Source organism: Methylosinus trichosporium OB3b (assembly GCF_002752655.1).
GTDB classification, from domain to species: domain Bacteria; phylum Pseudomonadota; class Alphaproteobacteria; order Rhizobiales; family Beijerinckiaceae; genus Methylosinus; species Methylosinus trichosporium.
In genome coordinates, this window is record NZ_CP023737.1 from 1,902,888 (window position 1) to 1,929,258 (window position 26,371).

Annotated in this window: 22 protein-coding genes; 14 read left to right on the forward strand and 8 right to left on the reverse strand. The window is 68.2% G+C overall.

The window, feature by feature from the left end:
* Positions 1-92: 92 nt before the first annotated feature.
* Complete coding sequence (locus CQW49_RS09270; RefSeq protein WP_004448112.1) at positions 93-683, reverse strand: DUF642 domain-containing protein; 591 nt, start codon at positions 681-683, stop codon at positions 93-95.
* Positions 684-1,086: 403 nt separating this feature from the next.
* On the opposite strand from CQW49_RS09270, the gene CQW49_RS09275 reads away from it, so the two are divergent.
* Positions 1,087-1,779 (forward strand): SDR family oxidoreductase, encoded by a 693-nt coding sequence (locus CQW49_RS09275; RefSeq protein WP_004448111.1) that lies wholly within the window; start codon positions 1,087-1,089, stop codon positions 1,777-1,779.
* A 136-nt stretch (positions 1,780-1,915) separates the two neighbouring features.
* Here the strand turns inward: CQW49_RS09275 and CQW49_RS09280 are convergent, their stop codons facing one another.
* A complete protein-coding gene (locus CQW49_RS09280) occupies positions 1,916-3,145 on the reverse strand; it encodes an alpha/beta hydrolase (protein ID WP_004448110.1) in 1,230 nt (409 codons plus the stop codon).
* Between the two features lie 203 nt (positions 3,146-3,348).
* Here CQW49_RS09280 and CQW49_RS09285 point away from each other — a divergent pair, with 203 nt between their 5' ends.
* Together CQW49_RS09285 and CQW49_RS09290 are read left to right on the forward strand one after the other, a co-directional pair.
* Positions 3,349-5,688: a transporter substrate-binding protein gene (locus CQW49_RS09285; RefSeq protein ID WP_099831767.1), complete on the forward strand. Its 2,340-nt coding sequence runs from the start codon at positions 3,349-3,351 to the stop codon at positions 5,686-5,688.
* 267 nt (positions 5,689-5,955) lie between these two features.
* On the forward strand, positions 5,956-6,426 hold the full coding sequence (locus CQW49_RS09290) for a cupin domain-containing protein (RefSeq protein ID WP_244441321.1): 471 nt from the start codon (positions 5,956-5,958) through the stop codon (positions 6,424-6,426).
* A 92-nt stretch (positions 6,427-6,518) separates the two neighbouring features.
* On the opposite strand, the gene CQW49_RS09295 is transcribed toward CQW49_RS09290, so the two are convergent.
* From CQW49_RS09295 to CQW49_RS09310, 4 genes are all read right to left on the reverse strand, one after another.
* Positions 6,519-6,911 carry an HU family DNA-binding protein gene (locus CQW49_RS09295; protein ID WP_003615093.1) on the reverse strand — a complete coding sequence of 131 codons (393 nt, stop codon included), beginning with the start codon at positions 6,909-6,911 and terminating at the stop codon, positions 6,519-6,521.
* Between the two features lie 127 nt (positions 6,912-7,038).
* Positions 7,039-7,578, reverse strand: a complete 540-nt coding sequence (fae, locus tag CQW49_RS09300; RefSeq protein ID WP_003615091.1) for a formaldehyde-activating enzyme — start codon at positions 7,576-7,578, stop codon at positions 7,039-7,041.
* Positions 7,579-7,646: 68 nt separating this feature from the next.
* Complete coding sequence (locus CQW49_RS09305; RefSeq protein WP_003615089.1) at positions 7,647-8,717, reverse strand: quinone-dependent dihydroorotate dehydrogenase; 1,071 nt, start codon at positions 8,715-8,717, stop codon at positions 7,647-7,649.
* The gene (locus CQW49_RS09310; RefSeq protein ID WP_003615088.1) at positions 8,714-9,058 is read right to left on the reverse strand and encodes a DUF952 domain-containing protein; all 345 of its coding nucleotides are present in this window, start codon (positions 9,056-9,058) and stop codon (positions 8,714-8,716) included. Before CQW49_RS09310 ends, CQW49_RS09305 begins: the two co-directional genes overlap by 4 nt.
* A gap of 136 nt (positions 9,059-9,194) precedes the next feature.
* Between CQW49_RS09310 and CQW49_RS09315 the strand changes: the two genes are divergently transcribed.
* From CQW49_RS09315 to fabI, 6 genes are all read left to right on the forward strand, one after another.
* Positions 9,195-10,430, forward strand: coding sequence for a M48 family metallopeptidase (locus CQW49_RS09315; RefSeq protein WP_003615086.1), 1,236 nt, complete (start codon positions 9,195-9,197; stop codon positions 10,428-10,430).
* Between the two features lie 398 nt (positions 10,431-10,828).
* Positions 10,829-11,089: a zinc-finger domain-containing protein gene (locus tag CQW49_RS09320; protein WP_003615084.1), complete on the forward strand. Its 261-nt coding sequence runs from the start codon at positions 10,829-10,831 to the stop codon at positions 11,087-11,089.
* A gap of 12 nt (positions 11,090-11,101) precedes the next feature.
* Positions 11,102-12,277: an FAD-dependent monooxygenase gene (locus CQW49_RS09325; protein ID WP_003615082.1), complete on the forward strand. Its 1,176-nt coding sequence runs from the start codon at positions 11,102-11,104 to the stop codon at positions 12,275-12,277.
* A 124-nt stretch (positions 12,278-12,401) separates the two neighbouring features.
* A complete protein-coding gene (gene fabA / locus CQW49_RS09330) occupies positions 12,402-12,923 on the forward strand; it encodes a 3-hydroxyacyl-[acyl-carrier-protein] dehydratase FabA (protein ID WP_003615081.1) in 522 nt (173 codons plus the stop codon).
* 72 nt (positions 12,924-12,995) lie between these two features.
* Positions 12,996-14,219: a beta-ketoacyl-ACP synthase I gene (gene fabB, locus CQW49_RS09335; protein WP_003615079.1), complete on the forward strand. Its 1,224-nt coding sequence runs from the start codon at positions 12,996-12,998 to the stop codon at positions 14,217-14,219.
* 24 nt (positions 14,220-14,243) lie between these two features.
* Positions 14,244-15,059: an enoyl-ACP reductase FabI gene (gene fabI, locus CQW49_RS09340; protein WP_003615078.1), complete on the forward strand. Its 816-nt coding sequence runs from the start codon at positions 14,244-14,246 to the stop codon at positions 15,057-15,059.
* Here the strand turns inward: fabI and CQW49_RS09345 are convergent.
* Together CQW49_RS09345 and CQW49_RS09350 are read right to left on the reverse strand one after the other, a co-directional pair.
* Positions 15,010-15,678: a response regulator transcription factor gene (locus tag CQW49_RS09345; protein WP_003615075.1), complete on the reverse strand. Its 669-nt coding sequence runs from the start codon at positions 15,676-15,678 to the stop codon at positions 15,010-15,012. The genes fabI and CQW49_RS09345 overlap by 50 nt on opposite strands.
* Positions 15,675-16,829, reverse strand: a complete 1,155-nt coding sequence (locus CQW49_RS09350; protein ID WP_003615073.1) for a sensor histidine kinase — start codon at positions 16,827-16,829, stop codon at positions 15,675-15,677. Before CQW49_RS09350 ends, CQW49_RS09345 begins: the two co-directional genes overlap by 4 nt.
* Before the next feature lie 431 nt (positions 16,830-17,260).
* Between CQW49_RS09350 and addB the strand changes: the two genes are divergently transcribed.
* The 5 genes from addB to addA all read left to right on the forward strand — a co-directional run bounded on the left by addB (position 17,261) and on the right by addA (position 26,336).
* A complete protein-coding gene (gene addB / locus CQW49_RS09355) occupies positions 17,261-20,368 on the forward strand; it encodes a double-strand break repair protein AddB (protein ID WP_024749810.1) in 3,108 nt (1,035 codons plus the stop codon).
* Positions 20,369-20,567: 199 nt separating this feature from the next.
* On the forward strand, positions 20,568-20,813 hold the full coding sequence (locus tag CQW49_RS09360) for a type II toxin-antitoxin system VapB family antitoxin (RefSeq protein WP_003615414.1): 246 nt from the start codon (positions 20,568-20,570) through the stop codon (positions 20,811-20,813).
* Positions 20,813-21,247, forward strand: a complete 435-nt coding sequence (locus CQW49_RS09365; protein WP_003615412.1) for a type II toxin-antitoxin system VapC family toxin — start codon at positions 20,813-20,815, stop codon at positions 21,245-21,247. Before CQW49_RS09360 ends, CQW49_RS09365 begins: the two co-directional genes overlap by 1 nt.
* A 120-nt stretch (positions 21,248-21,367) precedes the next feature.
* Entirely contained in the window at positions 21,368-22,762 is a 1,395-nt protein-coding gene (locus tag CQW49_RS09370; RefSeq protein ID WP_003615410.1) for an MFS transporter, read from the forward strand.
* A gap of 136 nt (positions 22,763-22,898) precedes the next feature.
* Positions 22,899-26,336, forward strand: coding sequence for a double-strand break repair helicase AddA (gene addA, locus CQW49_RS09375; protein WP_003615407.1), 3,438 nt, complete (start codon positions 22,899-22,901; stop codon positions 26,334-26,336).
* Positions 26,337-26,371: the final 35 nt, after the last annotated feature.

Genomic DNA, 26,371 nt, shown 5'->3' on the forward strand with positions numbered 1-26,371 from the left:
TCGAACGACGTGCGCATGTCCGGGAGAGCAGCGAGACCGACGCCGCTAGATAGTGATTGCTCGGGCGTCGGAAGCAGCCTTCAGAAATCACGTCACGGGACGAGAGCCAGGGACACGTCGTCGAGGCCATTTTGAGTATCATAACCGGGATCCGCGTTGATGAAACTGATCGTCGTCGAACTCGCGGTCGCCGTGAACGTCGCCGTGAACCCCTGCCATTTTTGCGTGTTCGATCCACTCCCGCCGATAGCCAGCACAGATGTCAGAAGCTGACCATTGGCAAACACGTTCACTGTGCTGCTCGTCCCGAATATTCCATTCGGATTGTAGATATTTCCCACCCAGAAGGCGAGCCGGTATTGCGAGCCCACCGTCGTCGCTACCGTTTGCCTGACGCCGGTCGGTGTATTGGACGTTCCGGTAAGATCGAGCCATTGATGGCCGCCATGCGCGGGGAAGACGAAGCTATTCTGGGTGAACGTTGTGCTCGTGAGCGCAACATTGCCGCTGTCGCCAGTCACTGTCCAACCGTAAAAAGCCTGACCGACGCTGAACAGGGAATAGGTCCCTGCTGCGACGACCGGAGCTTCGAATCCGCCGTTCACGATCAAGTTGGCCGCTTGCGCCGACGTCGCCGCACCGCCGATGAACGCCCCGACAAAAACCACTCGAGCTATTCGCATTTACCGCTCCATAGAATAAGCGTTGCCGGAAATGCCAGAGTGGCTCCGGAAACCAATTTTAACTATAATCGTTATATAATAATGTGTCACTTTCATTCGTTCGCAGGCCGCGCGAGGCCATTGGGCTTTTTCACCGCTTCGAGGTCCGGACCTTCTGAAACGCGCTGGAGGGAGAGGAGAGACGAACGGGGGACGCCGCCCCATCGTTCACAGCTCACCATTCAGACAAGAGAACCGCTTTTTACGACAATCGAGTGAAATCGATAAAAGCAAAAGTCCTGGCTGCGCGACGCTTGCGCCGGGTGCATCGAAAACGTCCCGAGATGGCGATCAGCGCCCCGCAGCATTCGACGCGGCTGTCCGGCGCGCTATATTTGAGCGTCTCGGCGAAGGAGCGGCCATCATGGCGGAGCATTGGTTCATTTCTGGCGCGAATCGGGGCATTGGCCATGGGCTCGCGACGCTGGTGGCGGAGCGCGGCGACGACGTAACCGCCTCTGTGCGAAGCGAGAAAGCGCGCGAGGCGCTTCAGCGCGACGTGGCTCGCCATCGCGCCCGCTTCGCGATCGTGAGCTTTGACACCCGCGACGAGGACGCCATCCGCGCCGCGGCGAAAACCGTCGAGGAGCCGATCGACGTGCTCGTCTGCAACGCCGGCGCCTATGGGCCGCAGAGCCAGTCGACGCTCGACATGGATTTTCGTGGCGCGCTCGATCTCTTCGACGTCAACACGCTCGGTCCACTGCGCGTCGTCCAGGCCTTGCTTCCCCATCTGCGGCGCGCGGAAAAGCCGCGCATCGTGCTGATCTCCAGCGGCCTCGGCTCCACGAAGACGGCGGGCTCCACCAATATCGCCTATCGCGCCGCCAAAGCGGCGCTGAACAAGATCGCGCAGGGACTGGCGCATGATCTCGAGCGGGACGGGATCATCGTCGTCGCGCTCAATCCGGGCTGGGTGCGCACCGATATGGGCGGCAGGAACGCCGAACTCTCGGTCGAAGAGAGCGCGAGCGGGATCGTCGCGACCATCGACGCGCTGACGCCGGGCGACAGCGGGCGCTTCGTCGATTATCGCGGCGAGGACACGCCCTGGTGAGGCGCTCCGGCAGTCTTTCGTTGCGGAAAGCGCTCTAGAGCGCTTTCCGATCGAACGGAATCGTTCGATCGATCAGAATTCGCTCAAACGAAACAATGCTAGGGCGTTAACCGATCCAATCGGATCGGTTAACGCCCTAGCGCAGCGGCGCCAGCGTATCGGTCATCTGGCCGCCGAGCTGCTCCAGCCGATCGCTCAGATTGTCGCGCGCGCGGGGATCGACGACCGCGAAAGGCGCGGTGACCGCGGCGCCCGCCGCCGTGCCCACCGCCGAGACGGCGCCGGTCGCCATCTGCCCGACGCTCTCGCCGACGCCCGCCTTCCCATCGGCGAGCTGCTGGCCGGCGGCGAGGCGGCGGCCGATGGCGCGCACCACCTCCGGCGATTGCGCGAATGTGCCATGGCCGAGCGGATCGCTCGACGCCACATCGGCGAGATCGACGACGAAGATGCGGCGCTCGGCGAGCAGCGAGCGATAGGGCTCGACATCCGGGTCGATGCCGCCGAGCCGGACCTTGTCGCCCCAGACATGGCGCGAGGCGGCGAGCGCCTCGTCATTGCGCGAGACGAACAGCGAGAACAGCGCGCGGCGCTCGCCGATCTCGGCGATCTGCCGCGTGAACACGTCGAAATCGACGTCCGGCGCGGCCAGCATCACATTCTTGATCTTGCCCGGAAGGCCCTTGTCGCGGATCGCCATCTGCCGCAACGCTTCGAGCGTGACCCAATTGCCCATCGAATGCGCCAGGATGGAGATCTCGCCGACCGCAGGATCGCGGGCGAGGCCGCGCAGCACCGCCTCCAGCGCGTCGCGCGAATAGCTGGCGCTCTCACGATCATAGCCGTAATCGACGAGGCGTCCGCGCGAGGGCCAGGTGAACAGCACCGGCAGCGCCTTCGTCCCCGAATCATGGACGATCTGCGCGAAGCGATAGACCGCCTCGGCGAACAGCGTGTTGAAGCCATGGACGAAGACCAGCGCCTGCCGCTTGGGCGCGCTGGCGATGCGGCGGTCGAAAGCGCGCATCGCCTCCTCGCGCGTCAGCGGCGCGGCGCGCAGCGTGACGAAGTCGCGATAGGGATCGGCGGGCAGAGCCTCGGGCCATTGCACCTCGCCGATCCGGCGCGCCGCATCGGGCGGAATAGAGACGGCGACATCGGCGAAGGCGAGCCCCGCGCCGCGCTCGCCGGTGAAGAGATCCCCGGGCGCCGCGCCCTGCGCGCTGCGCGTCGTCGCGACGAGCATCTCGACCCGGCTGACGCCCGGCGCCTGCGGCTGCGCGATCAGCACGCCATGCGGACGGTCGGCGCAGGCGGCGAGCGCCACGAAGGCGGCGAAAAGCGGCAAAATATGGCGACAGCGCAAATCCGTCCCCGATCGGCGAAGCTTTCGACGCTGTTGATAGACCGGCGCCGCCCGCGAGTCGATCCACGTCGCGGGCGTCGCACAATTTAATGGCGCCGTTTGCGGACAATTGAGGCGCGGAGGCGCCCGATCCTAAACACATCCGTAACCCCGACGGCCGAAATTCATGTCGATTTTCCGACAATCGCTGGAGCCTCAAACGAATGGCGCAGAGCTTTCGCGCGAAGCTTCCTTCGCCCATGCCGACGACCGCCGCTCTTCTCGCGACGTCGACGCCGATTCTCGTCGGCGTGACGACGGGAAGCCCCGCGCTCGCTTGCGCATCCGCGCTCGTCGCCGCGCTGGCCGCCGCCGCCTACATCGAGCGCCGGCTGTCGCCGCATATGGAGGCGATGGAGAGGATCGCGGGCGGCGACCGCTACGCCGCTCTGCCCGGCGCGAGCGACCGCCTCTCCGCGCGCCTGCGCGACGTCGCCGAGCGGATGCGCGACGCGCTGGTTTCGGCCGACGCTGTGGCGGTCGCGCAGCGCAGCCGCGAGGCGGAGCTCGAGATCCGCAACGCCGGACAAGCTTTCTTCGCGGGCCGCTTCCGCGAAAGGGCGGAAGCGGCCGTGTCGGCCTTCGACGCCGCCAGCGCGGCGATCCGGGCGAGCGCGGACGATCTGCATGCCTGCAACGCGGAGGCGCGACGGCGGGCGGCGGCGGCGAGCGCGGCGGCGCGGGCCGCGGCCAGCGACATGGACAGCCTCGCCGGGGCGGCGCGCGCGGCGATCGACCTCCTCGCCGGATCGGCGCGGCAGGTCGCCGAGGCGCGCGGCGCCGCCGATCGCACCGCGCGGGAGCTGGCGCGCGCCGACCGCACCGTGCGCAGCCTCGCCGAGGCGGCGGGACATATCGGCGAGGTGAGCCGGCTCATTCAGGCGATCGCTGCGCAAACCTCGATGCTGGCGCTGAACGCGACCATTGAGGCGGCGCGCGCCGGCGAATCGGGACGCGGCTTCGCGGTCGTCGCCGGCGAGGTGAAGACGCTCTCCAATCAGGCCGCCGCCGCCGCATCCGACATCGAGGCGCAGATCAGCGCCATCCGCCGCGTGGTGGAGGAGACGGTCGGGGCGATCGCCGCGGTTTCTTCGAGCGTCGAGGACATGGCGCGGCTCGATCTCGGCCTCGCCGACACGCTCGATCGCGAGGCCGGCGAGCTCGACCGCATCGGCGCCCGCGCCGCGCTGGTCGCGCATGAGGTGAGCGCGGCGCTCCCCGATATGAGCGGCGTCGTCGCCGAGGTCGATTCGGCCGGGCGCGCAACGCTGACAATGGCGGAGAGCCTGCTCGACCGCTCGACCGTGCTCGCCGAGGCGGTCGGCCGCTTCTTCCGCGACATGAACGGCGGGGCGATCCGCGTCGGCGTCCTGCATTCCCTCTCCGGCACCATGACGAGCAGCGAGCGGCCGCTGCAGGAGCTGCTGGTGATGCTGATCGAGCAGCGCAACGCCAATGGCGGTCTGCTCGGCCGGCCCATCGAGGCGGTGATCATGGACCCGCGCTCGGTTCCGAGCCTCTACGCCGAGCAGGCGCGCGCGCTGCTCGAGGACCGCAAGGTCGACGCCATCTTCGGCTGCTGGACCTCGGCCTCGCGCAAGGAGACGCTGCCCGTGCTGGAGCGGCTCGGCGGCCTCTTGTTCTATCCGAGCCAATATGAGGGCGAGGAGCGCTCGCCCAATATCGTCTACGCCGGCGGCACGCCGAGCCAGACGGCGATTCCGGCGATCGACTTCCTGCGCACGCGCGGCGCAAGGCGGTTCGTCCTCGTCGGCGGCGACGACGTCTATCCGCGCGTCACCCATGCGATCTTGCGCGCCTACCTGTCGGCGCGCGGAATCGGCGGCGGCGACGTGCTCGAGCGCTATGCGCCACGCGGCCGCGAGGATTGGGACGCCATCGGCGAGGAAATTCGCGGCTTCTGCGCTCGTCCCGGCGCGGCGATCGTCTCGACCGTGAGCGGCGACGCCAATCTGCGCTTCTTCTCCGAGCTGGCGCGGCGCGGACGCGGACGCGCCACGACGCCGATCTTGTCGCTGTCGATCGGCGAGGCCGAGCTGCCGGCGCTCGCCCATTGCGGCGTCGACGGCGTTCATGTCGCCTGGAACTATCTCCATGCGATCGACGGCGAGGCCAACCGCCGCTTCATCGACGATTGGCGGCGCTTCAAAAGCGCGCCGGACGCCATGACCAATGACGCGATGGAGGCGACCTGGCTCGGCTTCAACCTGTGGAGCGCCGCCGTCGCCGCCGCCGGCTCATCGCAAGCGGAGAAGGTGCGCGCCACGCTCGGCGGATTGAGGCTCGAGGCGCCGAGCGGCTTCACCGTGCGCGTGGACGAGGAGACGCATCATCTCTTCAAGCCGGCTTTCGTCGGCCGCATCGATCAGGGGCGCATTCTGCCGGTCTGGACCAGCGCCGGGCTCATCGCGCCCGAGCCCTGGAGCCCCTGGCTGGCGCAGCGCGGAAACGCTCCTGGCGCGCGCCGAGCCGTCGCGTCCTGAACCCGACGCGGCTGAAAGCGCCAGGGCTCCGAATTCGGATCACGAGCAACGCTATTTCAGCGTCTTGGCCGCGCTTGTCGCCGCCATCCACGCCGTGACGACTTGCAAGGGCTGACCGGGAATCGAAGCCTCGCCCGCAGCACGATATTTACATATTGAATTGGTATACTATGCTGCGTGAGCGTTGACCCATCGCAGGTGCGACTGGAAAACTGCGCAGCGCCCCCACGCGGGCCGGAGAGTAATTACATGCAAAGAGTAGGGTTTATGCTGATTGCAGCGCTGACCGCGACGATCGCCGGCGCGGTCGCCGAACCCGGAGCCGCGCCGGACAGGGCCTTCATCTACACGGCCCCGGAGGACATCGCCTTCAAGAGCCCGTTCGGCGTCGGGCCCGACCAGGCGGTGCTCTACGGCGATCCGTCGAAGCCGGGCACATATGTGGTGCGCGTGCGCTTTCCGCCCGGCGCGCATTCCAATCCGCATTTCCATTCCAAGGATCGCCACGCGACCGTGCTGAAGGGCGTGTGGTGGAACGGCGTCGGCGAGACTCTGGACTTCGCCAAGGCGAAGCCGCTGAAAGCCGGCTCCTATGTGCTGCACCCGGCCGGCGGCGCGCATTGGGATGGCGCCGGCGACGAGGAGACGATCGTGCAGATCATCGGCGAAGGGCCGGTGGAAACGACACGGCTCGACGCTCCGGGCGCGCCGGCCGGCTATTGGCCGAAGCCGAAATGAAATCGCATCGTCGGACGTGCGCCGCGGCAGGGCGAGCCTTCTCGCCGAAGGCTCGCCCTGCCGCGCGCCGGGACGTCCCCGCTCGCGTCGCCTCAGGGAGTTGCGGCGGTCTTGAGCTTCGACAGCGGGCGAATCTTCACGCGCACGCTCGCAGGCTTGGCCGCGGCCTTCACCATCTCGCCCGTCGCCGGATTGCGCACCAGCGTGCCGGCCTTGCGGGCGGGGACCTTGCGAAGCGACACTTTCAGCAGGCCGGGAAGCGTGAACTCGCCGACGCCACGCGGATGCACGGAGCCGAGGAACACTTCCTCGAGCGTGGCGTAGACCGCCGCCGCCGTCTTGCGCGGAAGCTCGTTCTGCTCGGCGAGATGATTGATCAGCGCCGATTTGGTGAGGCTCTCCTTGACCGGACGAACCGCGGACGCCTCGGTTTTTCTGGGTTTCTTGGCCGCCGTCGGCTTCTCGCTCTTCGCTGCCCTGGCCATCGCATGTCTCCCTGCTGCAACGGGCCGCGCATCGTCGCACGATGCGGCGCGCCATCAATGTTTGCTAACGTTTCAAACGCTGATTCGCAATCGGCCCGTTGCATTCATGCACAAGCGGCGCCGAAAATCACGCGTCGAACACGCCTTCCAGCGCATAATGCGTGACCGTCTTGCGGTTGGCGATCAGCTCGTCGATGCTCGGCTCGCCCTTCAGAGCGCGGGAAATCGCCAGCTTCGTCGCCTCGTAATTGGTGCGATAGAGATCGCGCTTGTCGAGATTCGGATCGGTGGCGCAGCGCGGATCGAGCCAGATCATGATGATCATCACCAGCTCGTTCACCTGATCTTTTGGAATGATTCCTTCCGCCACGGCGTCGACGATGGCGTCGCCGGTCGCCGCCTGCACCACGCCGCCGAGCAGCTCCACAAAATCATTGGAGCGCACCGTCATCTTGGTGGTCATCATCGTGGCGGGCCGGACCTGCTGATTGAGATCGCGGATGACGAACATGCGCGGATGTCCCGCCACCTGCCCCGCCATCGACGCGAAGGCCTGCCCCACCGGGCCTTTCACATGGCCGATCAGCACTTCCGGCATGGCGTCGGTATATTGCCCATCCGCCGCCAGAACCGTCGCCTCGCCCGTCGCCAGCCAAATCTCGCTCATCTCGCGCTCCTCCTCATCGTGGAGGCGGTCGAATAGCATCGGCGCGCAGGCGCCGAAAGAGGGCGGGCTCAGCCCTGTTTCGCCCATTCCTCGGCGCGGCGGCCAACCAGCGCGGCGAGCGCGATCCCTTCCCGCTCCAATGTCGCGACGAGGCCGCGCGCGACGTCGCCGACGAGCCCCGGCCCTGCATAGACGAGGCCGCTGTAGAGCTGCACGAGGCTCGCGCCGGCCTCGATCTTGGCGAGCGCCGTCTCCAGCGAATCGATTCCGCCGACGCCGATGATCGGAAACTGGTCCTCGACGCGGACGAAAGCCGCCGCGAGCATGCGCGTCGAGAGATCGAACAGAGGCGCGCCCGAAAGACCGCCGCTCTCCTTCGCCAAAGGCGACACCAAAGTCTGCGGCCGCGCCAAAGTCGTGTTGGAGACGACGAGACCGTCGACGCCGCGGTCGCGGGCGACGAGTACGATGTCGTCGAGCGCGGAGAGGGAGAGATCGGGGGCGATCTTCAGCAGCACGGGACGCCGCGGATGCGCCCGCTCGCGCGCCGCCAGCACGCTGGACAAGAGCTCGTCGAGCGCCGACTTCTCCTGCAGATCGCGGAGACCAGGGGTGTTGGGCGAGGAGACATTGACGCAAAAATAGCTCGCCACATCGGCGAAAGCCTCGATTCCGGCCACATAATCGCCGACGCGATCGGCCGTCTCCTTGTTGGCGCCGATGTTGACGCCGACGATTCCGCCGCGCCAGCGCCGCGCCGCGAGCCGCGCATGGGCGCGGGCGTGCCCCTCATTGTTAAAGCCATAGCGATTGACGACGGCGCGATCCTCGGCGAGGCGGAAGACGCGCGGGCGCGCATTGCCGGGCTGCGGCCGCGGCGTCAGCGTGCCGACCTCGACGAAGCCGAAGCCGAGGCCGAGCATGGCGTCCGGGACCTCCGCATTCTTGTCGAAGCCGGCGCCGAGGCCGATCGGATTGGGAAAATCGAGGCCGAACGCATGGACGGCGAGCCGCGGATCGGCGCGCGGCGGCGCGCGCGAGGGCAGCAGCTTCAGCGCCGAGATCGCGAGCTTATGCGCGTCTTCCGCGTCGAAGCGGCGCAGCAGGGACGAGGCGATTCCGCCGAGCGCCGACATCATGGGAGCAGGCCGGAAAAATCATGGGAGCCGTCGGCGCGCAGCGGCGGCGCGTCGACGCCCGCGACCGCATCGAGGGCGAGGGGGCCATAGAGATGCGGGAACAGATCGCCGCCGCGCGAAGGCTCGTAGCGCAGCGCGGCGCCGAGCCGCTCGGCCTCCACGGCGACGAGCAGCAGATCGGCGACGCCGCGAAAATAGCGCGCCGCGGTCTCCTCGACCTGGGCGCGCGTCGAGAAATGGATGAAGCCGTCGGCGAGATCGACGCCGGCGCCGGAGAACACGCCCGCGGCCTGCGCCTCGCGCCAGAGGCTTTCGGGAAGGAGCTTGTAGATGAGGGTCATAGGCTCCAAATAGCAGGCCCGCCGCGCGCCGCCCAGAAGCTTCGCTGCGAGATCGTGCGGAAATTCGAAGAGAAATCTCGAATTTCCAGCGAATGGCGCGTATAGTTCAAAATCTCACGCGCTCACGGATCTCGTCATGGATGTCGTCGCCGCGCTCGTCTATCTCGCCATTCTCCTCTCCGCCGCGCTCGGCGTCTATCTGCAGCGCCGTCAGGCCCGCGCGGCGCTCGCGCATCGCGACGCGCCGCCCGTCGAATTCGCCGCGAGCGTGACTTTGGAGCAGCATCGCCGCTCGGCCGACTACACGATCGCGCGCATGCGCCTGTCGATCTGCGAGACGCTGCTCGAGGCGGGGCTCGCCATCGCCTGGCTCGCTCTGCTGCTCGGCCCACTCTACGCCCTGTTGTCGCGCGTCATCGCGCCGGGCCTCACGCTCAGCGTCGCAGTGGTCGTGGCGGCGGCCTTCGTCGACCATGTTCTCCACCTGCCGCTCTCGCTCGCCGAGACTTTCGGCCTCGAGACGCGCTTCGGCTTCAACCGCGCGACGCCGACGACCATGCTGCTCGACGAGCTGAAAGGCGCGGCGCTATGGCTTCTGTTCGCGGTTCCGCTGCTCTATGGGCTGCTGCTGGCGCTGCGCCTTTCGCCGGATTATTGGTGGATCGTCGGCTTTGCCGGGGCGCTCGTCTTCCTCGTCGCCATGACGATCGTCTATCCGAGCGTCATCGCTCCTTTATTCAATCGTTTCACGCCGCTCGCCGACGAGGAGCTGAAGGCGCGCATGGAGGCGTTGCTCGAGCGCTGCGGCTTTCAATCGGGCGGGCTGTTCGTGATGGACGCCTCGACGCGCTCCACCCATGGCAACGCCTATTTTTCGGGCCTCGGCAAGGCCAAGCGCATCGTCTTCTTCGACACTCTGCTGCGCAAGCACACGCCGGACGAGATCGTCGCCATCCTCGCCCATGAGCTCGGCCATTTCAAATTCGGCCATGTGCGCCAACGGCTCGGCCTCGCCGCGGGCGTGCTCTTCATCGGCTTTCTGGCGCTGCATCTCTCCTTCTCGCGCGGCCTCGCCAGCGCCTTCGGCCTGCCCGACGATCCGGGCGTCGTCCTCGTCGTGGTGATGACGGCGGGGGCGCCGATCCTCCATCTCCTGTCGCCGCTGACCAATTATCTGTCGCGCCGCGCCGAGTTCGAGGCCGACGACTACGCCCGCGCGATCTGCGGCCGCGAGCCGATGGTGAGCGCGCTGACCAAATTGTCGCGCGACAATTTGGCGACGCTGACGCCGGACCGGCTCTATGCGCTGTTCTACTACTCCCATCCGCCGGCGCCGCTGCGCATTGCCGCGCTCGGCGACGAGCCGCGCTGAGGCCGGGCCGCCGCAGGGGAATCGGGTGAATGATAACCTCCCCGACCCTCGTCCTGAGGAGCCGCCGCAGGCGGCGTCTCGAAGGGTGGCCGTCGGGCGAAATCTCGAGGTTGCTTCCCGTTGCCGTCCTTCGAGACGCCCGCTTCGCGGGCTCCTCAGGACGAGGGTCAGGATATAGTCCTTCACCCGATTGCCCTGCGGGCCGCCGCGCGCCCCCTACCCAAAAGCCCCGCGGTCCAATATAGCTGCGGCCAGCGTTAGAGAGCGCTTTCCGATCGAACGGAATCGTTCGATCGATCAGAATTCGCTCCAACGAAAGAATGCGAGAGCGTTATCCGATCCAATCGGATCGGATAACGCTCTAGCCTCTCGTCACCCCCGAGGAGTTCGAATTCGCCATGGCGCACGGTTCCACCCCGCATTTCCACAATCAGCCCGGCGTCGCCAAGATTCGCGTCGGCGCCAAGGAATTCATGTGCATCGGCGCGCTGCCGCCGTTCGACCATCCGCATGTGTTCATCGACATGGGCGCGGCGGACGAGGCGGTCTGCCCCTATTGCTCGACCCTCTATGTCTATGACGAGAGCCTGCACGGCGGCGCCGATCCGGCCGAATGCGTCTACCAGTCCGAGGAAATCCTCGACCCCGAAGCCGCCTGACGCTTCGCCGCCATGGCGGAGCCTCCCATCCTCGTCGTCGGAGCCGGCGTCGGCGGGCTCGCTGCGGCGCTCGCGCTGGCGCGCGCCGGCCGCCGCGTCGAGGTGGTCGAGCGCGCGCCGCGCATAGAGGAGGTCGGCGCCGGCCTCCAGATATCGCCCAACGCCGGCCGCATCCTGCAGGAATTCGGCCTCGGCCCGGCGATGCGGGAGACGGCGCTGGAGCCGCAGGCGCTGCGCATCCGCCGCGCCGGGGACGGCGCCGTGCTGGCGAGCCTGCCGCTCGCCGCGGTCCGGGAGCGCTGGGGCGCGCCCTTCCGCGTCTTCCACCGCGCCGATCTGCAAAAGCTCCTTCTCGATGAAGCCCTCCGCTGCGGCGTCGAGGTCGCGACCGGCCGGCGCTGCGAGGGCTTTGTGCAGGACGCCGAAGGCCTGCGCCTGCGCCTCGTCGCCGAGGCCGGCGCGGAGACGCGCGCCGGCGCCGCCGTGATCGGCGCCGACGGGCTGCGCTCGACCCTGCGTGACGCCCTCGCCCTACGCCCCGACGACGCGCCTTTCTCCTCGGGAAAGACCGCCTGGCGCGCGATCCTGCCGGCCGACGCCCTCCCGGCCCCGCTGCGCGAGCGGGCGTCGCAGCTCTGGCTCGGGCCGAGCGCGCATGTCGTCCATTACCCGCTGCGCGACGCTTCGATCGTCAGCGCCGTCGCCATTCTCGACGATAGCGCCGACAAGGGCCCGCCCGCCGAGACCCGCACCGGCGCCGAGCTCGCCGCGGCCATGGGCTTTACGCGCTGGAGCGCCGATCTGCGCGCGCTGATCGAGGCGGGCGTCTCCTGGCGGCGCTGGCCCCTGTTCGTGCGGCCGGAGCTGCCGCGCTGGGGCCGCGGCCGCGTCGTCCTGCTCGGCGACGCCGCGCATCCGATGACGCCCTTCCTCGCCCAGGGCGCGGCCCAGGCGATCGAGGACGCGGCGGCGCTCGGCCGCGCCCTCGAAGGCGCCGCTCCGATCGAGGCGGCGCTCGAGGCCTATCAAGCGGCGCGCATGACGCGCGCCGCCAAGGTCCAGCGCGGCTCCTGGCGTCAGGGAAGCCATGTGCATCTGCGCGGCCCGGCCGCCGCGGCGCGCGATCTGTCGATCCGCCTGCTCGGCGGTCGCGGCATGCTGGCCCGCAACGCCTGGCTCTATCGATAGGTCGGGCGGGCGTCTCGCGCTTTGACGGGGCGGGCGCCTATGTTAACGAGGACGAACTCCGGCCGGCGGCGAGACCGGGGCGCCGATAAAAAGACCACGACAGGGGCGGAAGGAACTTCGAGACATGAGTGAGAGGCGATCGTCATTCGGCTATGAGGATTTGCTCGCCTGCGCGCGCGAGGAGCTATTCGGCCCCGGCAATGCGCAGCTCCCCCTGCCGCCGATGCTGATGTTCGATCGCATCACCGAGATTTTCGAGGACGGCGGCGCCCACGGCAAGGGCTATATGCGCGCCGAATACGACATTTCGCCGAGCCTGTGGTTCTTCGATTGTCACTTCAAGGGCAATCCGGTGATGCCCGGCTGCCTCGGCCTCGATTCGCTGTGGCAGCTGACCGGCTTCTATCTCGGCTGGCTCGATCTGCCCGGCCGCGGCATGGCGCTCGGCGTCGGCGAGGTCAAGTTCAGCGGGCAGGTGCGGCCGAGCAACAAGCTCGTCCGCTACGGGGTCGATTTCAAGCGCGTGTTCAAATCGAAGCTGGTGCTCGGCATCGCCGACGGCTGGGTCGAGGTGGACGGGCAGCGCATCTACGAGGCCAAGGACCTTCGCGTCGGCCTCGCCAAGCAGGAGACGGCCTCGGCCTGACCGAGCGCTTCGCCGGCACGCCGAAACAGCGGACGGGGCGCAAGACCTCGCCGGCGCAAAGGGAGAATGGACATGAGACGAGTGGTCGTGACCGGAATGGGGATCGTGTCCTCGATCGGCAACAACACGCAGGAGGTCGTCGCCTCTCTGCGCGAGGCGCGCTCGGGCATCGTGAAGGCGGACAAATACGCCGAGCTCGGCTTCCGCTGTCAGGTGCATGGCGCGCCGACGCTCGATCCTTCGACCATCGTCGACCGCAGAGCCATGCGCTTCCACGCCATGGGCACCGCCTGGAATCACGTGGCGATGGATCAAGCGATCCTCGACGCCGGCCTCGGAGCGGAAGACATCTCCAACGAGCGCAGCGGCATCATCATGGGCTCGGGCGGGCCGTCGACCAAAGTGGTCGTCGAATCCGCCGATATCGCGCGGACCAAAGGCCCCAAGCGGATCGGCCCCTTCGCCGTGCCCAAGGCCATGTCCTCCACCGCCTCGGCGACGCTCGCCACCTGGTTCAAGATCAAGGGCGTCAATTATTCGATCTCCTCGGCCTGCGCGACCTCCAATCATTGCATCGGCAACGCCTTTGAGCAGATCCAATGGGGCAAGCAGGATTTGATGTTCGCCGGCGGCTGCGAGGAGCTGGAATGGGAGCTCTCGGTCCTCTTCGACGCCATGGGCGCCATGTCCTCCTCCTTCAACGATCGCCCGGCGACCGCCTCGCGCGCCTATGACAAGAATCGCGACGGCTTCGTCATCGGCGGCGGCGCCGGCGTGCTGGTGCTCGAGGAATATGAGCGCGCAAAGGCGCGCGGCGCCAAGATCTACGCCGAGATCGCCGGCTATGGCGCGACCTCCGACGGCCATGACATGGTCGCGCCCTCGGGCGAAGGCGCGGTGCGCTGCATGCGCCAGGCGCTGGCCACGGTGAAGACGCCGATCGACTACATCAATCCGCACGCCACCTCGACGCCGGTCGGCGATCTCAAGGAGATCGAGGCCATTCGCGAGGTGTTCGGCGGCGGCGACAAGAGCCCGCCGATCTCGGCGACGAAGTCGCTGACCGGCCATTCGCTCGGCGCGACCGGCGTGCAGGAGGCGATCTATTCGCTCTTGATGATGCAGAACGGCTTCATCTGCGAGAGCGCCAATATCGAGGAGCTCGATCCGGAATTCTCCGACATGCCGATTTTGCGCGAACGGCGCGACAATGTGGCGCTGCGCGCCGTGCTGTCCAACTCCTTCGGCTTCGGCGGCACCAACGCTACACTGGTGTTCAAGCATCCGGACGCCTGACCACCACCACGGGATCATCGCAATATGACGGTTTCAACGGGCCTGATGCAGGGCAAGCGCGGCCTTGTGATGGGTGTCGCCAATGATCATTCCATCGCCTATGGCATAGCAAGGACGCTCGCGCAGCACGGCGCGGAGCTCGCCTTCACCTATCAGGGCGACGCGCTCGGCAAGCGAGTCAAGCCGCTGGCGCAGGATCTCGGCTCCAATCTCGTTCTGCCTTGCGACGTCGAAGACATCGCGACGGTCGACGAGGTGTTCTCGGCGCTGCGCAACGAATGGGGCGAGATGGATTTTCTCGTCCATTCGGTCGCCTATTCCGACAAGAGCGAGCTGAAGGGCCTCTACGCCGACACGAGCCGCGAGAATTTCATCCGCACGCTGGTGATCTCCTGCTTCTCCTTCACCGAGGCGGCGCGGCGCGCGGCGGCGATGATGCGCAATCGCGGCTCCATGCTCACCGTCTCCTTCGGCGGCGGCACCCATGTGATGCCCAACTATAATGTGATGGGGGTCGCCAAGGCGGCGCTCGATTCCTCGGTGCGCTATCTCGCCGCCGATTTCGGCGCGCGCGGCATACGCGTCAACGCCCTCTCGCCCGGACCGGTGCGCACCATGGCGGGCGCCGGCATCACCGGCGCGCGGGCGATGGGCGCGTTCCAGAAGGCGCATGCGCCGCTGCGCCGCATGATCACGCTCGACGAGATCGGCGGCTCGGCGGTCTATCTGCTGTCGGAGCTGTCGGGCGGCGTCACCGGCGAGATTCACCTCATCGACGCCGGCTACAACATCATGCTGCAGCCGCGCCCCGAGGATTTGAACGGCGGCGCGACGGAGTAGGCGCGCGCGTCGCCGCCGAGGCGATCGCCGACATCCGCACCAGCTCGACCAGCGTCGCCACATTGGCCTTGGCCATGATATTGGCGCGATGCAGCTCGACCGCGCGCAGCTCCAGCCCGAGCGCGGCGGCGATCTCCGGGCTCGGCCGGCCTTGCGCAATGCCGGCGAGCACCTCCCGCTCGGCCTCGCCGAGCGCGGCGAAGCGCTGCAGAACGGCGCGCGTCTCGGCCTCGCGCGCTTTTCCGCCTCGCGTCGTCGCGAGCGCGCGCCGCACCGAGACGAGCAGCGCCTCATCGTCGAAGGGCTTCTCGAGGAGATCGCTGGCGCCGGCCGCCATCGCCTCGACGGCGAGCGGCGCGCCGGCCGCGGCGGTGATGACGACGGCTGGAAGCGACGAGCCGCGCGCGCGCAAGCTCGCGAGCAGCGCGAGCGCATTCATATCCGGAAGCCGCAGATCGGCGACGAGGCAGCCGGTCGGACGGCGGCCGAGCCCGGCGAGACATTGGGTCGCCGACGCATAGGCGCGCACGCGAAAGCCGCGCGCGCCGAACATCACGCCGAGCGCGTCGCGCACGGCGTCGTCGTCGTCGACGAGATGAACGAGCGGCGCACTGGTCATTCGGGCCTCCCTTCCGCCTTGGGCAATGTGAAGCTGAAAATCGCGCCGCCGCCCGAATTGGGCTCCGCCCAGATGCGGCCGCCATGCGCCTCGACGATCGAGCGCGAGATCGACAGGCCGAGCCCCATGCCTTTGGTCTTGCTGCTGCGAAAGGGCTGGAACAGAGCGAGGCGGGCAGCCTCGTCGAGTCCTTTGCCGGTGTCGGCGACATCGAGCCGCACGCAATCGTCGGCGACCGAGGTCGCGAGCGACAATTCGCGCCGCGCCGCGCCATCCATCGCCTCGATGGCGTTGCGCATGAGATTGACGACGACCTGCTGAATCTGCACGCGGTCGGCGAGGACGAAATCATCGCCGTCGGTTCGGACGACGCTGAGCCGCGCCTCGGCGCGCCGGCCGGCGAAGGCGAGCGTCGTCGCCTCGTCGACGAGGCTGGAGAGGCGCTGCACCGTCTTCACCGAATCGCCGCGCGTCACGAACTCACGCAGGCGACGGATGATCTCGCCGGCGCGAATCGCCTGCGCGCCGGCCTTGTCGAGAATCTCCTCGATCTCGGGACTGCGGCTCCCGGGCTTGCGCTGCAGCAGCCAGCGCGCCGTCCGCACATAAGTGGCGACGGCGGAGAAGGGTTGGTTGATCTCATGCGTCAACGCCGCGGTCATCTCGCCCATGGCGGAGAGGCGGCGCGCATAGGCGAGCTCCGATTGCAGCGCCTGCAGCTCGGCCCGCGCCGCGCGCGCGTCGGTGAAATCGCGAAGGACGGCGGCGAACTGGCGCTGCGCGCCGCCGCGTCCCTCGCCGATCGTCGCCTCCACCCCGAAGCGCGCGCCGTCCTTGCGCCGCGCCTCGACCTCGGATCGCTCGCGCGAGGGATCGATCCCCGGCAGCACGATCGAGATATTGCAGCCGAGCAGCTCGCCGCGCGCATAGCCGAACAGGCGCTCCGCCGCGGCGTTGGCGCCGACCAGCACGCCGCTCTCGTCGAAGAACAGCACGCCGTCGGCGACGCCCTGCATCAGCGCGGCGAGACGCGCTTCGGCGAGGCGAGCCGCCTCCTCGCCGGTCGGCGCCGCCTCCAGCCTGGATGGCCGACGCAGCGGCTCCGGGGCTCGGCGCCGTCTCACACGCGGGTCTGTCGGCGGTTGGCCCATCGACGAGCTCCCTTCGAAAGCAATGCGCAGTGTAAAAAATTCGTCGCCCCGAGAGGCGGTCCGTTCAAAATCGAGCGCGCCCGATCACGATCGCAGGGAGATCGGGTGAAGGACAATATCCCCGGCCCTCGTCCTGAGGAGCCGCCGGAGGCGGCGTCTCGAAGGACGGCCGCAGGGCGAAATCAAAGGTTTCTCCCCATTGCCGTCCTTCGAGACGCCCGCTGCGCGGGCTCCTCAGGACGAGGGTGATAGGGGTCGTTCTTCGCTCGCTTCCCCCGATCACGATCGCCCTCGCCATCGTCACAGCCGCCGCACTGGAGTATTGTCGGAACGAACGGGCTTACAATCCGGTATGGGCGAACAATGCACAGCAATCGGCGATGAACGGTCCCGCTTCTGCTCGTCATGCGCTCTAGTTTCGAGAGGACAGATTGGCGCCGCGCAACGTCTTTTCCATTCCGCCCGGCGCTTCTTTTCTAGGCGCCTTCACGCGCGCCCTGTTGGACGGGGAGATCATTCCCGGGCTTTCGCGCGCGAGCGGCCCGCTGGCTCTGGCCGAGACCACGATCTATGTCCCGACGCGCCGCGCCGCGCGGGCGCTGGCCGCGCAATTGGCCGCGGCGATCGAGACGCCGGCGGCGCTGCTGCCGCGCATTCTGCCGCTCGGCGACCTCGACGAGCAGGAGGCCTCGGCGCTGTTTCACGCCGAGGAGATCGGCTCGGACGACGCGCTGGCCCCGGCGGTCGCCGAGATCGACCGCCGCCTGACGCTCGCCGCGCTGGTGCTGCATTGGGCGAAATCGCTCCGCCATGCGATCGTCGCGATCGACCCGCTCGGCCGCATCGAGCATGATCCGCGCGAGATGCTGCTGGTCGCCCCCTCGCCGGCGAGCGCCTGCGCGCTGGCCGAGGAGCTCGCCCGCCTCGTCGACGAATTCATCATCGAGGATGTCGATCCGAAAGCTCTCGGCTCGCTGGCCGAGGACGCCCATGACCGCTATTTCGCGATCACCACGCATTTCCTGCGCATCGCGCTCGAGGACTGGCCGAAAATTCTGAAAGAGCGCGAATGCATCGACGGCGCGACGCGGCGCAAGGCGCTGGTGGCGGCGCAGATCGACGCGCTGACGCGCGGCGCGGCGCGCGGCCCGGTGATCGCGCTCGGCTCCACCGGCGCGCAGCCGACGACGGCGCGGCTCATCGCCGCCATCGAGCGGCTGGAGACCGGCGCCGTGGTGCTGCCGGGCCTCGATCTCGAGATGGACGAAGCGTCCTGGCGCCGCGTCGGCGAAACGAGCGTCGCGCGTGAGGAGGCGGCGGTCACCCATCCGCAGGCGATGCTGAAACGCCTCATCGGGATCATCGGCGTCGCGCGCGCCGAGGTCCGCCGCATCGGCGCGCCGCCGGCCGCGATCGAGGCGCGCGGGCGCCTCCTCGCAGCGGCGCTGAAGCCGGCCGATTCGACCGATCTGTGGCGGGCGTTTCGCGAGGCGCATGGGGCCTCCTTCGACGCGGCGCTGGCGGGCGTTTCCTTCATCGAGGCGGCGGACGAGCGCGAGGAGGCGCTGGCGCTGGCGCTGTGCATGCGCGAGGCGCTGGAGACGCCGGGCCGCACCGCGGCGCTCGTCACCCCCGACCGCATGATCGCGCGGCGAGTCTGCGCCGAGCTGGCGCGCTGGGACATAGAGGTCGACGATTCCGCCGGCCGCCCCCTGGCCGCGACGCCGATCGGCGCGCTGGCGCGGCTCGTCGCGGCGAGCCTCGAGGACGGCGTCTCCGCGGTCGACGCCGCGGCGCTGCTCGCTCATCCGCTGACCTCGCTCGGCCTCGGCCGCGCCGAGATCGCGCGGATCGCCCCGCTCGTCGAGATCGGCGTGCTGCGCAATGTCGAGCGTCGCCCCGGCCCGCTAGCGGAAATGGCCGCCGCGGCGCGCGCCCGCGCTCGCGGGCAGGACGCCGCGCCGGCGCTGCGCCGCATCGCCGACGCTGATTGGCGCGCGATCGAGGATGCGCTCGCGCGGCTCGACGCGGCGCTGGCGCCGCTCGCCACGCTTCCCGCCGAGGCGCCGCTCACGGCGCGCGTGCGCGCCCATGCTGAGGCGCTGGAGCGGATCATCGGCGCCGAAGCGGCGGGCGAGGGGGCCGAGCAATGGCTGGAGCTCGTCGATGCGCTGGCGGCGGCGGGCGGCGGCCTCGCCTTCGACGCCGGCGGCTATTCTTCCTTCTTCGACCGCCTCGCCTTCGAGACCGCGGCGCCCAGTCCACGGCGCGCGCATCCGCGGCTGAAGATTCTCGGCCTGCTGGAGGCGCGGCTGCTCGACGCCGACCTCGTTCTGCTCGCCGGCCTCGACGAGACCATCTGGCCGCCGCAGGCGGAGACCGGCGCCTTTCTCAACCGCACCATGCGCGCGCAATTGGGCCTCTCGCCGCCCGAGCGCCGCATCGGCCAGACGGCGCATGATTTCTCGCTCGCCTTTTGCGCGCGCGAGGTCGTGTTGAGCCGCTCGCGCAAGCGCGACGGCTCGCCGACCGTCGTCTCGCGCTTCGTCGCGCGGCTCGCGGCGCTCGCCGGCGAGAATTTCTCGGCCTGCAAGGCGCGCGGCGACAGGGCGCGGGCGCTCGCCGCGGCGCTCGATCATCCGGCCGAGATCCGCGCCGCCGCGCGGCCGCTGCCGCGCCCGCCGGTCGAGTTGCGTCCCGTCCGGCTCAGCGTCACGCGCATCGAGAAGCTGCGGCGCGATCCCTATTCCGTGTTCGCCGAGCATGTCCTGCGCCTCGCGCCGCTGCCCCCGCTCGGGGCCGAGAAGGGCGCGCGCGAGATCGGCGTCGCCGTCCATGCTGCGCTGGCGAAATTCAGCGAGGCGCATCCGAAGGGCCCGCTGCCGGAGGACGCGAGCGAACGCCTGCTCATCCTCGCCCGCGCAGAGCTCGCGGAGTTTCTCGACGATCCGTCCTTCATCGCCTTTCAATGGCCGCGGCTCGAGACGGGGCTCCGCCATGCGCTCGCCTTCGAGCGCGAGCGGCGCAAAATCGCGAGCGAGACCTTCATCGAGATAAGGGGCGAATGGCGCTTGCCGCTCGCCGACGGCGGCGTCTTCACGCTCTCCTGCGTCGCCGATCGCATCGAGCTCGACGCCGCCGGCGCGGCCTTTGTCGTCGACTATAAGACCGGAACGCCGCCGAGCGTGAAGCAGGTCGACGCCGGCTTCTCGCCGCAGCTGACGCTGGAAGCCGCGATGATCGAGGCGGGCGCCTTTCCGCCGATCGGCGTGCGCGCCGTCTCCGGCGCCGCCTATGTGCGGCTCGGCGGCAAGGACGGCGGCGAGACCCGGGAGCTGAAGTTCAAGGACAAGAGCTTTTCCGACGTCGTCGCCGAGCATCGCGCCAATCTCCTGGAGCTGCTGAACCAGTTTCGCGATCCCGCGACCCCCTACCCCTCCCGCCCCTTCGTCGAATTCGCCTCGCGCTACGGCGACTACGACCATCTCGCCCGCGTCGCGGAATGGTCGCGCGACGGCGGCGGCGCGGGGGAGGAGTAACGTTTTGCTGACGAATCGCCGCGCCGATTTCGGCGGCCTCGATTCGGACGGGGTTTGTTTGCGTCCTGTGCCGCGGCTCCCGATTTGGGATGGGCGGCGGCGATCAGGGATTCACCAATCGGTAAGCAGCGCGCCGGCGGGGCCATGTTGCTTCTTCTCTCGCAGAGGCCTATTTTCCGCCTCGTCATAGGAAACGGCCATGTCTCTGGACATTCGCGACGACGAAGTCGACCGGCTGGCGGCGCAATTGGCGGCGCTTACCCGGAGTACGAAGACCGAGGCGGTGCGGGACGCGCTGCGGCGCGAGCTGACGCGCGTGCGCTCAGAGCAACCGCTGTGGCTGCGCTCGGAGCCGCTGCGCAACGAGATCGCCGCCTATCCCGACACCGGCGTCGTCATCGACAAGGCGTTTTTCGACGAGCTCGGCGACGAGACGGTCGATTGATGTTCGTCGACGCTTCGGTAATGGCGGCCATTCTCTTGCAGGAAGCCGAAGGCGAGCGGCTGGCCGCCGAGATCGACGACGCCGCGACGCCTCTCGTGACCAATGTGATCGCCGTTTGGGAAACGACCGCAGCGATTCATAGAAAAAAGAACATGCCGATCTCGGTCTCCGAGGAGCGCGTCCTTTCGTTTCTATCCATTGCCGGCGTCGAGACCCTGCCTGTCTCTGCGGGCGAGCTTTCCTTGGCCTTGACGGCGTTCGACCGCTACGGCCGCCATCGCTATTCCTCCCCCGCCGATCGCAACAAGGGGCTCAATCTCGCAGATTGCTTTCACTATGCGAGCGCCAAATCGCGCGCGATCCCCATTCTCACGACAGATGAAGGCTTCGCGCTCACCGACCTTCCGACGATCGGTCCACGACGCTCCGCCTGAAGCCCGGCGATCGGTTGCGATGGCTAGGGTTTGGCCATAGTTTCGCTGGCGTCTCGGCTCGGTCTCCCCGCTCCTGCGGAGCCGTTCATGCCGACGCATGCACGCTGAGGAAACGCAAAGATGAGTCTCGAGCCGCCCGACAAGAGCTACCGCAATCGCATCATCTTCGCGAGCCTCGCCGGCACGACGATCGAGTTCTTCGACTTCTACATCTATGCGACCGCCGCCGTGTCGGTGTTTCCGTTGCTGTTCTTTCCGGCCGGCGAGGGCAGCGCCGCTCTGCTCGCCTCCATGGCGACATTCGGCGTCGCCTTCATCGCGCGGCCGATCGGCTCGGTCGTGTTCGGCCATTTCGGCGATCGCGTCGGCCGCAAGGCGACGCTGGTCGGCTCGCTGCTGCTGATGGGCCTCGCCACTTTCGCCATCGGCCTGCTACCCACCTATCATCGCATCGGTCTGTTCGCGCCGCTGCTGCTCACCGTCTTCCGCTTCTGCCAGGGCGTCGGCCTCGGCGGCGAATGGTCGGGCGCGGCGCTGCTCGCCACCGAGACCGCCGACAAGGGCAAGCGCGCACGGGCCGCGATGTGGCCGCAGCTCGGCGCGCCCTTCGGATTCATCCTCGCCAATGGCTTCTTCCTTTCGCTCACCATCGGCTTCGGCTTCGACTCCACCAAGGCGAAGATCGACGAGCACTTTCTGACCTGGGGCTGGCGCCTGCCGTTTCTGCTGTCGATCATTCTGGTGACGCTCGGCCTCTATGTGCGCCTGAAGCTGCATGAGACGCCGGTGTTCGCGCGCGCGCTGGAGCGCGGCGAGAAGCTGAAATCGCCGCTCATCCAGGTGTTCCGCGCCAATCTGAAGGAGCTGACGCTCGGGACCTTCATCATGGTCGCGACCTATGGTCTCTTCTATCTGATGACCACCTGGATTCTCTCCTATGGCATCGGCAAGGTCGAGCTCGGCAATCTCGGCGTCGGCTATCGCGACTTCCTCGTGCTGCAGCTCATTTCGGTTCTCTTCTTCGCCGCCTTCATTCCCGTCTCCGGCTGGCTCGCCGATCGCTTCGGCCGCCGCCGGCTGCTGCTCGTCGTGACGACGGCGATCGTTCTCTTCGGCCTCGGCTTCAAATTCTTCCTCTCGCGGGAGATCGTCGGCTCCGGCGCCACCGCCAATCGCGGCGTCATCCTCGTCTTTCTGAGCATCGGCATGACGCTGATGGGCTTGAGCTTCGGGCCGATGTCGGCGCTGCTGCCGGAATTGTTCCCGACCAACACGCGCTACACTGGCTCCGGCGTCTCCTATAATCTCGCCTCCATTCTCGGCGCGGCGCTGACGCCCTTCGTCGCCACATGGCTCGCGCAGACTTACGGCGCCGTTTCGGTCGGCTATTATCTCGCCGCGCTCGGCGCCTCGACGATCATTGCGCTGCTGCTGACCAAGGAGACGAAAGCCACCGATCTCGACAGCATGATCGACGAGACGGTCGCCGAACGCATAGAACAGACATCGCCATAGCAGCGTGATGCGGTCGATTTGACGGGGCGGAAAGAGCGAGCCTGAAGGCTCGCGGTCCAAACGCGGCCCCTGGACCGCGAGCCTTCAGGCTCGCTATTCAAAACATCTATTCACGTGACGCAAACCACTGGCCCCTATGAGCGACCGCCGCCCGATAGCGCAGGACACACGCGAGAAGCAGCGCATCGCTTCCGACCCCGGCCTCTCGGCCTGGGTGTCGGCGCATGCGGGCTCGGGCAAGACGCATGTGCTGTCGCAGCGCGTGGTGCGGCTGCTGCTCGCCGGCGCTTCGCCCTCGCATATTCTCTGCCTCACCTACACCAAGGCCGCAGCCGCCAATATGGCGGCGCGCATCTTCGACATTCTCGCGGGCTGGGCGCTGCTCGACGACGAGGCGCTCGCCGCGGCCATAATGGCGACCGGCGCCCCGCGCCCCTTCCCCGCCGATCTCGCGCGCGCGCGAAAGCTGTTCGCGCATGCGGTGGAGACGCCGGGCGGATTGAAGATCCAGACCATTCACGCCTTCTGCGAAAGGCTGCTGCATCTTTTTCCCTTCGAGGCCAATGTCTCCGCCTCCTTCCGCGTGCTCGACGATCTCGAGCGCGCCGAATTGCTGGAGCGCGCGCGCCGCAACACGCTCGCGCGCGCAGCGCTCGACGGCGGCGCCTTGCAGGGCGCGCTCGCGAAACTATCGCGGCTCTGCTCCGGCGGCGGCTTCGACGATCTCATCCGCGAGCTGCTCGGCCGTCGCGAGACGCATCGCAATCTGTCCTCGGCCGATTACGCCGGCGCGCTGCGCCGCCATCTCGGCCTCGCCGAGGGTGAGACGCTGGCGGCGATCGAAGCGGAGATCCTCGAGGGAGGATTGCCGTCGCGCGACTGGCCGGAGCTGGCGCAGACGCTGCGCCGCGGCGGCGCCAATGACGGCAAGCTCGGCGATGCGCTCGCCGCCGCGGCGCAGAGCGGCGATATCGACGATTATCTCGCGGTGTTCTTCACGCAGAAGGGCGAGCCGCGCGGATCGGGCAAGCAGAAGATCATCTCAGCCGGCCTGCAGAAGCAGCAGCCTGCGCTGCTGGCGCGGCTCGAGGACGAGCGCGACCGGCTCGTCGCGCTCATCGAGCGGCGCAAGGCGGCGGCGGCTTTCGACCGCTCGATGGCGCTCGCCGCGATCGGCGACGCCATCCTCTCCGATTACGAGCGGATGAAGAGCAATCGCGGCCTCTTCGATTTCGACGATCTCATCGAGCGCACGCGCCGGCTGCTGCTGCGCTCGAGCGCCGGCTGGGTGCTCTACAAGCTCGATTCGCAGATCGACCATATTCTCGTCGACGAGGCGCAGGATACGAGCGCGGCGCAATGGGACATATTGGCGGCGCTCGCCGCGGAGTTCTGCGCCGGCGCCAGCGCGCGGCGCGCGGCGCGCAGCTTCTTCGCCGTCGGCGACGAGAAACAGTCGATCTTCTCCTTTCAGGGCGCGGCGCCGGAGAAGTTCGACGCGATGCGCCGCGTTTTCGCCGGCCGCTTCCGCGACGCGCGCATGAGCTTCGAGACGGTGCGGCTGACGCGCTCCTTCCGCTCCTCGCCCGATGTGCTCGCGGCGGTCGACGATATTTTCGCGCATGAAGGCAATCGCCGCGGCCTCAGCGCCGATCCGCAGGAGCCGGCGCCGCAGCATGAGGCGTGGAAGGCCGATGTGCGCGGCCGCGTCGAGATCTGGGAGCCCGAGAGCGCCGATGTCGCCGAGGCGCCGCCCGATTGGCGCCTGCCGCTCGATTATGTGAACGACGCCACGCCCGCCGCGCGTCTCGCCCGCAAGATCGCGCGCAGGACGAAGGCGCTGCTCGCGCCGGAGAATGGCGAATGCGTCGAGGACAAAGGCGCGATCCGCGCAATGCGGCCCGGCGATGTGATGATCCTGGTGCGCAAGCGCGACGCTTTCTTCGAGGCGGTGATCCGCGCGCTGAAGGCGGAAGGCGTCGCCGTCGCCGGCGCCGATCGTCTCGATCTCTCCGGCCATATAGCGGTGATGGATCTCGTCGCGCTCGGCCGCGCCGCGCTGCTGCGCGAGGATGATCTGACGCTCGCCGTTCTGCTCAAATCGCCGCTCGTCGGCCTCGACGACGACGATCTCATCGCTCTCGCGCCGGGTCGCAGCGGCTCGCTCCATGATGCGCTCGCCGCTTCGCCGCAGCCGCGTCATGCAGAGGCCGCGGCTCTCATTGCGCATTGGTCGCGCCTCGCGCGCACGCTCGCGCCTTTCGATTTCTACAGCCTCGCGCTCGGCGCCGGCGGCGGCCGCGAGAAGCTCGTCGCGCGGCTCGGTGTCGAGGCCAATGACGCGATAGACGAGTTCCTGCGTCTCGCGAGCGCCTTCGAGCGCGAGCAGGCGCAAACGCTCACCGGCTTTCTGGCGAGCGTCGAAGCGCTCGAGCTGTCGATCAAGCGCGACATGGAGCAGGCCGGCGACGCCGTGCGCGTGATGACGGTGCATGCGGCCAAGGGACTCGAGGCCAAGGTCGTGTTTCTGCCCGACACCTGCGGCGCGCCGGCCGGACATCATGACCCGAAGCTCTTCGTGCTCGGCGAGGAGGACGAAGCGGCGCTCGTCTGGTCGACGGGCAAGGACGCCGATCCGCCCGCAGTGGCGCGGGCGCGGGAGACGCTGCGCGAAGCGGCGCGCGACGAGCATCGGCGCCTGCTCTATGTGGCGCTGACGCGCGCCGAGGAGCGGCTCTATATCGCCGGCTTTCACGGCCCGCGAGGCCGGGCCGAGGATTGCTGGTACGACGCGATTCGCGACGCGCTCGAGCCGAGCTGCGCGCGCGCGCCGGATCCGTTCGAGGCGACGAAGGAGATTCTCGTGCGCGGCGACGCCGCGCGCGGGCGCGTCCAAGCGACGCCTGCGCGCGAGGAGCGCGTCGTGCTTCCCGCCTATGCGCTGCAGCCGGCGCCGCGCGAGAGCGCGCCGGCGCCGCCGCTGCGTCCGGTGACGGCGCTCGCCGCCGCCGATCGGATTCCGGTCGCGGACGAATATGCGTCGACGACGCGCCAGGACGGCGAACGCCTGCTGATCGGCCGCCTCACCCATGCGCTGCTGCAGCGCCTGCCCGACACGCCGCCGGAGCGGCGCGAAGCGGCGGCGCGCAAGTTTTTGGAGCTTCGCGCCGTAAGTCTGGACGAGGCGCAGCGCGAGCGAGTGGCGCGTGCTGCGCTCGCCGTCATCGCCGATCGCTCGCTCGTGGCATTGTTCGGGCCGCGCTCGGCGCCGGAGGTGGAGATCGTCGCGCGGCTCATGGGCTCGCGCGGCGAGATCGCGGTGACCGGCCGCATCGACCGTCTCGCCGAGACGGACAGCGAAGCAATTGTTGCCGATTTCAAGACGGGCGCGGCGCGGAATCCGCCGAGCCGCACGCAATTGCGCCAGCTCGCCGTCTATCGCGCCGCCGCGGCGCAGCTCTATCCGGGCAAGACGATCCGCTGCGTGTTGGTGTTCACGGAAACGGCGACGATCGTGGAGCCGACGCCGAGCGAGCTCGACGCCGCGCTCGAAGAAGTTCTGACCAATCTATGAGCTGCGATTCCTTCTCCCACTCGTGGGAGAAGGTG

What these genes read in the sequence shown, in the direction of transcription:
- CQW49_RS09270 (WP_004448112.1), bottom strand. Translation starts at nt 683, where the DNA reads ATGCGAATAGCTCGAGTGGTTTTTGTCGGGGCGTTCATCGGCGGTGCG.
- CQW49_RS09275 (WP_004448111.1), top strand. Translation starts at nt 1,087, where the DNA reads ATGGCGGAGCATTGGTTCATTTCTGGCGCGAATCGGGGCATTGGCCAT.
- CQW49_RS09285 (WP_099831767.1), top strand. Translation starts at nt 3,349, where the DNA reads ATGGCGCAGAGCTTTCGCGCGAAGCTTCCTTCGCCCATGCCGACGACC.
- CQW49_RS09290 (WP_244441321.1), top strand. Translation starts at nt 5,956, where the DNA reads ATGCTGATTGCAGCGCTGACCGCGACGATCGCCGGCGCGGTCGCCGAA.
- CQW49_RS09295 (WP_003615093.1), bottom strand. Translation starts at nt 6,911, where the DNA reads ATGGCCAGGGCAGCGAAGAGCGAGAAGCCGACGGCGGCCAAGAAACCC.
- fae (WP_003615091.1), bottom strand. Translation starts at nt 7,578, where the DNA reads ATGAGCGAGATTTGGCTGGCGACGGGCGAGGCGACGGTTCTGGCGGCG.
- CQW49_RS09305 (WP_003615089.1), bottom strand. Translation starts at nt 8,717, where the DNA reads ATGATGTCGGCGCTCGGCGGAATCGCCTCGTCCCTGCTGCGCCGCTTC.
- CQW49_RS09310 (WP_003615088.1), bottom strand. Translation starts at nt 9,058, where the DNA reads ATGACCCTCATCTACAAGCTCCTTCCCGAAAGCCTCTGGCGCGAGGCG.
- CQW49_RS09315 (WP_003615086.1), top strand. Translation starts at nt 9,195, where the DNA reads ATGGATGTCGTCGCCGCGCTCGTCTATCTCGCCATTCTCCTCTCCGCC.
- CQW49_RS09320 (WP_003615084.1), top strand. Translation starts at nt 10,829, where the DNA reads ATGGCGCACGGTTCCACCCCGCATTTCCACAATCAGCCCGGCGTCGCC.
- CQW49_RS09325 (WP_003615082.1), top strand. Translation starts at nt 11,102, where the DNA reads ATGGCGGAGCCTCCCATCCTCGTCGTCGGAGCCGGCGTCGGCGGGCTC.
- fabA (WP_003615081.1), top strand. Translation starts at nt 12,402, where the DNA reads ATGAGTGAGAGGCGATCGTCATTCGGCTATGAGGATTTGCTCGCCTGC.
- fabB (WP_003615079.1), top strand. Translation starts at nt 12,996, where the DNA reads ATGAGACGAGTGGTCGTGACCGGAATGGGGATCGTGTCCTCGATCGGC.
- fabI (WP_003615078.1), top strand. Translation starts at nt 14,244, where the DNA reads ATGACGGTTTCAACGGGCCTGATGCAGGGCAAGCGCGGCCTTGTGATG.
- CQW49_RS09345 (WP_003615075.1), bottom strand. Translation starts at nt 15,678, where the DNA reads ATGACCAGTGCGCCGCTCGTTCATCTCGTCGACGACGACGACGCCGTG.
- CQW49_RS09350 (WP_003615073.1), bottom strand. Translation starts at nt 16,829, where the DNA reads ATGGGCCAACCGCCGACAGACCCGCGTGTGAGACGGCGCCGAGCCCCG.
- CQW49_RS09360 (WP_003615414.1), top strand. Translation starts at nt 20,568, where the DNA reads ATGTCTCTGGACATTCGCGACGACGAAGTCGACCGGCTGGCGGCGCAA.
- CQW49_RS09365 (WP_003615412.1), top strand. Translation starts at nt 20,813, where the DNA reads ATGTTCGTCGACGCTTCGGTAATGGCGGCCATTCTCTTGCAGGAAGCC.
- CQW49_RS09370 (WP_003615410.1), top strand. Translation starts at nt 21,368, where the DNA reads ATGAGTCTCGAGCCGCCCGACAAGAGCTACCGCAATCGCATCATCTTC.
- addA (WP_003615407.1), top strand. Translation starts at nt 22,899, where the DNA reads ATGAGCGACCGCCGCCCGATAGCGCAGGACACACGCGAGAAGCAGCGC.